The organism is Micromonospora sp. URMC 106 (genome assembly GCF_051386395.1).
GTDB lineage: Bacteria > Actinomycetota > Actinomycetes > Mycobacteriales > Micromonosporaceae > Micromonospora.
This window is the reverse complement of the sequence record NZ_JBPQTP010000179.1, coordinates 1-7,901: the sequence shown is the minus strand read 5'-3', so window position 1 is coordinate 7,901 and position 7,901 is coordinate 1. Positions and strand designations below refer to the sequence as shown.

Below are 7,901 nucleotides of genomic sequence, written 5' to 3'. Positions count from 1 at the left end.
GGGCGGCACCGGTCCGGGCGGGTGAGGACCGGGAAGCGGCGGGTTCGGGTTCGGAACCGGCGGCGTGGGCGACGGCGGGGTCGGGCCGGGCACCGGCGGTACGGGGGCCGGCGCCGGCTCGGGCTCCGGGACAGGTGGCTTGGGCGGCTGCGCCGGCTCCGGCGGCTGGGCGGGCTCCGGCGGCTCCGGGTTGACCGGCGCGGCCCGGTAGACCCTGGCCTCGCCGGTGCGCGACCGGATCGCCGCAGCCTCGTCGGCCGAGACCCGCCGCATCCCGGGCACGGCGGCGCTGGCCCGGGCCGCCGCGGCCGTGGCGCGCTGCTCGGGAACCACCGCGCCGGCCGCGCCCGTGGCCCGGTAGGTGGTGCCGGCGGCCGGTCGGGCCGGCGGTGCCGCGTCGCCCTCGCCGGGCGCGGCGGCGGTGGCCACGCTCACCCGGCCACGGGCCGGCTGTCGGCGTACGTCGTCGGCGGGCGGCTCCGTCGACGGCTCCGAGGGACCGGTGCCCGACGCGGGCCCGCCGTCGGTCGCGGTCGCGATGGACCCGCCGGGCGCCGAAGGCTGCGAGGCCCCGGCGCGGCTCCGCTCGGGCGTGGATCCGTGGTCGACCGGCTCCGCCGGAACCTCTTGCTCGGCCATGCTCGCCCTCCGCGCCACGCTCGCGCCCGGATCCGCGACGTCGGACCGGACGTGTCTGACTGTCACCGTGCCACATTCCGGCCGTGCGGCACAGCCGGAGTGCGTACGGGGCCCGTGGTCGGTGCGAACCGGCGTCGGCGCGCCGGGCGGAACGACGCCCCCCGGTCAGCTACCGGTGCTCGCCGAGGCGGTGGCCGAGGTGCTGCCCTCCGGGTCGGCGCTGTCCGCCGCCGTGGTCGGCGCCACACTGCCGGACGTGGCGCTCGGCGCGGACGAGACCGAGCGGCTCGCCGACGGCGCGGTCGAGGCGCTGGCCCCGGTCGTCGGGGAGGTCGTGGGCGAGGGCGACGTCGTGGGGGTCGGTGACGTCGTGGGCGAGGGCGGCGCGGTGGGTGTCGGGGACGGCGACGTGGTGGCGGACGGGGTCGGCGACGGCGTGGCCGACTGGGTCGGCTTCGCGCTGCCCGTCGGCTTCGGCGTGGCCGGCTTGCTCGGCGTCGGCTTGGGCGACGGGGTGGTGGTCGGCGCGGGCACCGCCCCGATCACGCGGGTCGCGGCGTAGAGCCGGGACCAGCGCACGGTGGAGATCTTGACGACGTCACCCGTGGTGGGCGCGTGGATCATCTTGCCTCCGCCGACGTACATCCCCATGTGGTGGATCGTCGTCCAGCTCGTGCCGGAGGCGAAGAAGAGCAGGTCACCGGGGAGCAGCGCGGTGCGGGACACGGTGCGGGACCGGGTGGCGTAGTACTGGTCCCGGGAGACCCGGGGCAGCCCGTAGTAGCCCGCCGACCGGTAGGCGGCGTAGATCAGACCGGAGCAGTCGAACCGGTCCGGCCCTTCGGCGGCCCACAGGTAGGGGTCGCCGAGCTGCGCCTTGGCGTACGCCAGGGCGGCCAGGGCCGTCGGGTGGGCGGCCAGCCCGTTGGCGGTCTCGTTGCCGAGGTAGCCCGCGCCGAGGCGCTGCTCGGCGGCCTCCTGCTGGCGCTCGAGTTCGATCAGTTGGGCGGCGTTGTCGCGGCGCAGCTTGGCGAGCTTGGCCTCGGCGTCGCGCAGGGCCTTCTCACCGGTGGCGTACTCCGTCTGGGCGCCCTTGAGCCGCGACTCCGCCGACACCATCGCCTGGCTGGCCGCCTGCTCGCCGGTGCGGGCGCGGGACAGCTCGCCCTCGGCGGCGGTGGTGCCGCCCTCGGCCTTCTCGCCGCGGATGATCCGCGAGAGCCGGCTCAGCTCGTGCAGGTCGTCGGCGAACTCGCCGGGCGGGAGGGCGGCGGCGGCCTTGAACGCGCCCGCGGCGGCGGCGTCGGCGCCCTCCTGGGCGCGGGCCAGCGCGTCGCGGGCGAGACCGAGGTCGCGTTCGGCGGTGGCGCGCTGGGTCTCGGCCTCGGTGCGCTTCTGCAGCAGCACGAGCAGTTGGTCGCGGAGTTGCCCGACCTGGGCCTCGGCGGCGTAGATCTGGGTGGCGAGCGGGCCGTTGATCAGGTTGCCGGCCGGCGTCCCCACGAGGCCCGGCACTCCGGCGACGGGCGCGCCGCCGGGGAGCTGGAGCGATCCGGCGACGACCGGGCGGGCCCCGGTGTCGGGGACGCCGGTGGGCATCGCCGGGTCGGCCTGCACCGGATTGGCGAGGACCGTGGCGGCGACCGCCCCGAGCAGGGCGGACCAGAGCGCCGGGCGCAGCACCGGCGAGATCACCGGGCTCCGCCGTCGCTGCCGTCGCCCGCGCCCGCTGTCGCCCATTCCGCTCCCCGTCCGGCGTGGTGTCGCCGCGCCGGGTGGGCGCGGCCGTGAGGACGCTACCAGTGTGTGTGGAACGTCCCACCCTGTCTTACCTCACCCAGGCAGCGATGTCGATGCGTCGACAGGTAACGGGAGGCTGAGAGTTCGGTGAGCGCGGGCACGCGGGCCGACCGTGCTGCGGGGGCGTCGGCGGGCCGACGTAGGCTCGATTCCTACCGCAGGTGGAAGGGACGTGGCTTTCGATGGACGCCGGACTCAAGCGTGAGCTCGAAGCGAAGGTGTACGCCGGCGAGCGGCTGACCCGCGAGGACGGCATCGCCCTCTACGACAGCGACGACCTGGCGTGGCTGGGGCGACTGGCCCATCACAGGCGCACGGAGCTCAACGGCGACCGGGTGATGTTCAACGTCAACCGGCACCTCAACCTGACCAACGTCTGCTCCGCCTCGTGCGCGTACTGCTCGTTCCAGCGTAAGCCGGGCGAGAAGGACGCCTACACGATGCGCATCGACGAGGCGGTCCGCAAGGCCAAGGAGATGGAGGACGAGCAGCTCACCGAGCTGCACATCGTCAACGGCCTGCACCCGACCCTGCCCTGGCGCTACTACCCCAAGGTGCTCCGCGAGCTGAAGGCGGCGCTGCCGAACGTCAAGCTCAAGGCATTCACCGCGACCGAGGTGCAGTGGTTCGAGAAGATCAGCGGCCTGACCGCCGACGAGATCCTCGACGAGCTGATGGACGCCGGCCTGGAGTCGCTGACCGGCGGCGGCGCGGAGATCTTCGACTGGGAGGTCCGCCAGCACATCGTCGACCACGCCTGCCACTGGGAGGACTGGTCGCGGATCCACCGGCTGGCGCACTCGAAGGGCATGAAGACGCCGTCGACGATGCTCTACGGCCACATCGAGGAGCCCCGGCACCGGGTCGACCACGTGCTGCGGCTGCGCGAGCTGCAGGACGAGACCGGCGGCTTCGTGGTCTTCATCCCGCTGCGCTACCAGCACGACTTCGTCGACTCGGCCGACGGCAAGATCCGCAACCGGATCCAGGCGCGGACGACGATGGCCTCGCCGGCCGAGTCGCTCAAGACCTTCGCGGTGTCCCGGCTGCTCTTCGACAACGTCCCGCACGTGAAGTGCTTCTGGGTGATGCACGGGCTCTCGGTGGCCCAGCTCTCGCTCAACTTCGGCGTGGACGACCTGGACGGCTCGGTCGTCGAATACAAGATCACCCACGACGCCGACTCGTACGGCACCCCGAACACGATGCACCGGGACGACCTGCTGCACCTGATCTGGGACGCCGGCTTCCGCCCCGTCGAGCGGAACACGCGCTACGAGGTGGTCCGCGAGTACGACGCCGCACCGTCCCTGGCGGAGCGCCGCGCCGAGCCGCAGCAGGTCTGGGCCTGAGCCGGCACGTACCCTCGTAGGCCATGACCGAGCAGCGGAGCGGGTTTCCCCGGCGCGACGCCGAGGGACGCATCCTCACCCTGGGCGACCTGCTCGGGGTGAGCCTGGCCGGCCTGGTCATCGGCGTGCTGGCGGTGCTGTTGTTCGACTGGGCGTTCGCGCTGGTCGGCAGCGGTGACTTCGGCCGGGCCAACGGCTGGCTGGCGGTGATCCTGCCCGCCTGGCTGTTCTGGGACGACTTCCGGGCCTGGGAGTTCGGGGCGGCCCGGGTGGTGGCGGCGCTCGCCGCCGTCGCGGTGGGGCTGGTCGCGGGGCTGGCGGTGGCCGGTTTGGCCGCCGGGCTTCCGCCGCTGGTCTCCGGCGGGCTGGGCGCGGCGGCCCTCACCCTCGCGTACGCGGTGGTCTGGTTCCACGGCGTCCACTGGCTGGCCCGCCGGACGGGCTGAACCTGCCCCGGGTCACCCCGGCGGCGGAGAAACGGAGTGCGGAACGTGAGCGCGGCGGTCAAGTACACGCTGGGCCGGATCGGGCTGTTCGTCGCCGTGCTGGCGGCCCTCTGGCTGGTCGACATCAACCTCTTCGTCAAGCTGATGCTGGCGCTGGCCTTCTCGGCCGCCGCGTCGTTCTTCCTGCTCAAGGGCTGGCGGGACGAGATGGCCACGGAGATGGCCGAGGCCGCCGAGCGCCGCCGCGCCGAGAAGGAGCGCCTGCGTTCCGCGTTGGCCGGCGACGACCAGGACCCGGAGGGTCCGGCCGCCGGCAAGTGACGGGCGGGTCCGGACGCGACCGGCGTCCGGAGGCGACGGGGTCCGGACGTGGCGAGGGGCTCGCGTCCCGCCGGGACGCGAGCCCCTCGACCGTGACGTCGGGCGGTCAGGTCACCAGTTGGTGGAGCCGGCGACCTGGGGCCACGGGACGTCGGTAGGCTTGATCAGGTAGACGACGCCGCCGGGGCCGCTGCCCGTTCCACCGCTGGCGGTGATCCGCTTGGTACGCAGCCAGATCTGCTCGAACTGCTCCCGCGGGTAGACGTTGCGCACGACGTCGTTGCTGGACGAGGCCGGGTCGTTGACGATCACGTCACCGTCGGCGGTGAAGCCGACCACCACGAACAGGTGCCCCGAGGTGCCGTAGTTCGACCCGTCCAGCTCGCTGGCGAGGAAGGACTGGCTGGTGACGACGGGGATGCCGGCGGCGATGAAGCGCTCCACCTCGTCCAGCGAGTGCAGCCGGGTGACCCGTGCCTCCAGGCCCGGGAAGCTGGCGGCGTACGCGGTGTTGAAGGGCCAGTTGCCGGCGCCGTCGTACTGGTAGTCGTAGACCATCCGGGCGGCGTGGTTGACCGTCGGGTCCGGGTAGGTCGGGTCGACCCAGGCCGTGTCCTCGGGCGACGCCTTCCGGCCCCAGTACTCGATGACCATGGTGGTGGAGGTGGGGGAGCACCAGGCCTGGCCGCCGCCGTCGTACTCCGGGTAGTGGCCGGCGTGGATGTTCTGCGAGTAGCGCGGAACGGCGAGCTCCCTGCCCCAGGCGATCCCGCCGGCGCTGGGCTCGACGGTGAACCGGTCGGGCACGTTCGAGCTCATCGCGCCGAGCATCCGGACCACCGGCGAGACGGTGGCGGTCGGGTCGCGGTGGAGGGTCAGCCGGAGCTGGTACGCCCGGAGCAGCACGCCGGCGGCGGCGTCGTTGATCGAGAACGTGTCGGTCCAGATGCTGGACCACTTGTCGCCCTGCTTGTCGACGCTGGTCCGCTTGATGTCGGCGTCGCCGGACGCCCAGCGGCTCAGCACGTACCAGGGGGTGCGGCCGCCGGTGGTGTAGGTGCCCTGGAGCTCGACCTGGATCCAGGTGCCCGCAGGGGTGTCCGCGTTCCACGAGGCGATCAGCTCGGTGGCGTCGAAGCCGACGTCGGTGACCGGGGACGTCCAGGTCCCGTACGCCCAGTCCCGCTTGGTCCTGGTGTGCGGGTCCTTGTAGCTGGTGGTGCCGACCGGCGTGCCAAGCGTCAGACCGGCGGGGGCGACCACCGTGCCCGCGGCGGTGCCCGCGGACCAGTCGGCGGCGCCGGCCCAGTCGTGGTAGGTGATCTGTTCGTCGTGGACGACGGTGGCGGCGCCGGCCACTGCGCCGGCGGGCGCCGCGGTGCCGAGAAGGGTGAGCGCGGTGGCGGCCGCGAGGGCGGCCGCGCGCAGGCGGGGTCTGGCCATGGGTCCTCCGCAGGGACGGACGGATCGTTGCGGGTCAGTGTCCCGCTCGGAAGGAACTTTCGCCAGAGGTCGACAGATGGAAAATCCTTGCCGACGTGAGGATCAGGATGGCATGCAACAAGATAGCGATGAATGTTGATATGACCATGTGAGCGGTGGTGGAGTGTCCTCCACCGAGCGGGATCTCCTCCCGCCCCCCGAGGAGGTTGTCCATGGCCTTCCGCAAGCCCGCCCTCCGCCGTCGCCTGGCGCTCGCCGTCGCCGCCGGCTTCGGACTGCTCACCGTCGCCGCCGCGCCGGCCGCCGCCCGGCCGGCACCGGACCGCGCCGCCGACGCCGCGGCCACGTCCTACCGGGTGCTCGGCCCGCGTACCGTCGCCGACCGCACGGCCGTCGCCGGCACCGGCGCCGCCATCGACTACGTCGAGCACGGCGTGTTGAACGTCTCGGCCACCCCCGCCGAGGCGGCGGCGATCACCCGGCTCGGCTTCCGGCTGGAGGCGGTCGCCGGGCCGTCGACCGACGACCACGGCCACAGCCACGCCGAGGGGGACGTCGGCACCGCCGCCTTCCCGCCGGCCGACTCCAACTACCACGACTACGCGGAACTGACCGCCGCGGTGAACAAGGTGGTCGCGGACCACCCGTCGATCGCCCGGAAGATCAGCATCGGTTCCTCGTACGAGGGCCGCGACCTGATGGCCGTGAAGATCTCCGACAACGTCGGCACCGACGAGGCCGAGCCGGAGATCCTGTTCAACTCCCAGCAGCACGCGCGCGAGCACCTGACCGTCGAGATGGCGGTCTACCTGCTCAATCTCTTCACCGACAGCTACGGCGCCGACTCCCGGATCACGAACATCGTGAACAGCCGGGAGATCTGGATCGTGCCGACGGTCAACCCCGACGGCAGCGAGTACGACATCGCCACCGGCTCCTACCGCTCCTGGCGCAAGAACCGGCAGCCGAACAGCGGCTCGTCGTACGTCGGCACCGACCTGAACCGCAACTGGTCCTACCAGTGGGGCTGCTGCGGCGGCTCGTCCGGCTCGACCTCGTCGGACACCTACCGGGGGCCGTCGGCGTTCTCGGCGCCGGAGACGGCGGCGCTGCGCAACTTCGTCAACAGCCGGGTGGTCGGCGGCACGCAGCAGATCAAGGCCAACATCGACTTTCACACGTACTCGGAGCTGGTGCTCTGGCCGTTCGGCTACACCTACAACAACACCGCCCCCGGCATGAGCGCCGACCAGTACAACACCTTCGCCACCCTCGGGCAGCAGATGGCGAACACCAACGGCTACACCCCGCAGCAGTCCAGCGACCTCTACATCACCGACGGGGACAGCATCGACTGGATGTGGGGACAGCACGGCATCTGGGCGTACACCTTCGAGATGTACCCGGGCTCGGCCGGCGGCGGCGGCTTCTACCCGCCCGACGAGGTGATCCCCGCCCAGACCTCGCGCAACCGGGAGGCGGTCCTGCTGCTCAGCGAGTACGCCGACTGCCCGTACCGGGTGATCGGCAAGGAGGCCCAGTACTGCGGCGGCGGTGGCGGCGGCACCACGGTCTGGTCGGACACCTTCGAGACGGCCACCGGCTGGACCACCAACCCGAACGGCACCGACACCGCGACCCTCGGGGCGTGGGAGCGGGGCGCCGCCCAGGCGACCACCTCCAGCGGCGCCAAGCAGCTCACCCCGTACGGCGGCACCAACGACCTGGTCACCGGTCGGCTGGCCGGCACCGCGGCGGGTGACTACGACGTCGACGGCGGGGTGACCAGCGCCCGGTCGCCGGCGGTGACCCTGCCGGCCTCGGGCACGCTGACGCTCTCGCTGGCCTGGTACCTGGCGCACGGGTCGAACGCCTCGTCGGCCGACTACCTCCGGGTCAG

The 7,901-nt window shown here is 72.9% G+C and carries 6 protein-coding genes and 1 pseudogene; 4 read left to right on the top strand and 3 right to left on the bottom strand.

The features are described 5' to 3' along the window. Nucleotides 1–639, bottom strand: a pseudogene (locus ACSNOB_RS30875) (hypothetical protein); the annotation flags it as partial. Nucleotides 640–804: 165 nt separating this feature from the next. After that, nucleotides 805–2,379: an NlpC/P60 family protein gene (locus ACSNOB_RS30870; RefSeq protein ID WP_436690856.1), complete on the bottom strand. Its 1,575-nt coding sequence runs from the start codon at nt 2,377–2,379 to the stop codon at nt 805–807. Nucleotides 2,380–2,621: 242 nt separating this feature from the next. Here ACSNOB_RS30870 and mqnE point away from each other — a divergent pair, with 242 nt between their 5' ends. Genes mqnE through ACSNOB_RS30855 form a run of 3 tightly spaced genes read left to right on the top strand, consistent with a single transcriptional unit; the run spans nt 2,622 to nt 4,558 of the window. Then, on the top strand, nt 2,622–3,791 hold the full coding sequence (gene mqnE / locus ACSNOB_RS30865) for an aminofutalosine synthase MqnE (RefSeq protein WP_350686558.1): 1,170 nt from the start codon (nt 2,622–2,624) through the stop codon (nt 3,789–3,791). A gap of 23 nt (nt 3,792–3,814) precedes the next feature. Further along, entirely contained in the window at nt 3,815–4,237 is a 423-nt protein-coding gene (locus tag ACSNOB_RS30860; RefSeq protein ID WP_393102016.1) for a hypothetical protein, read from the top strand. Between the two features lie 45 nt (nt 4,238–4,282). Then, entirely contained in the window at nt 4,283–4,558 is a 276-nt protein-coding gene (locus tag ACSNOB_RS30855) for a DUF4229 domain-containing protein (RefSeq protein WP_393102017.1), read from the top strand. Between the two features lie 111 nt (nt 4,559–4,669). Here the strand turns inward: ACSNOB_RS30855 and ACSNOB_RS30850 are convergent, their stop codons facing one another. Continuing rightward, nucleotides 4,670–6,001, bottom strand: a complete 1,332-nt coding sequence (locus tag ACSNOB_RS30850; protein ID WP_436690854.1) for a C39 family peptidase — start codon at nt 5,999–6,001, stop codon at nt 4,670–4,672. Between the two features lie 212 nt (nt 6,002–6,213). Here ACSNOB_RS30850 and ACSNOB_RS30845 point away from each other — a divergent pair. Next, on the top strand, nt 6,214–7,901 hold a 1,688-nt coding region (locus ACSNOB_RS30845; RefSeq protein WP_436690853.1), incomplete at its 3' end, for a M14 family metallopeptidase.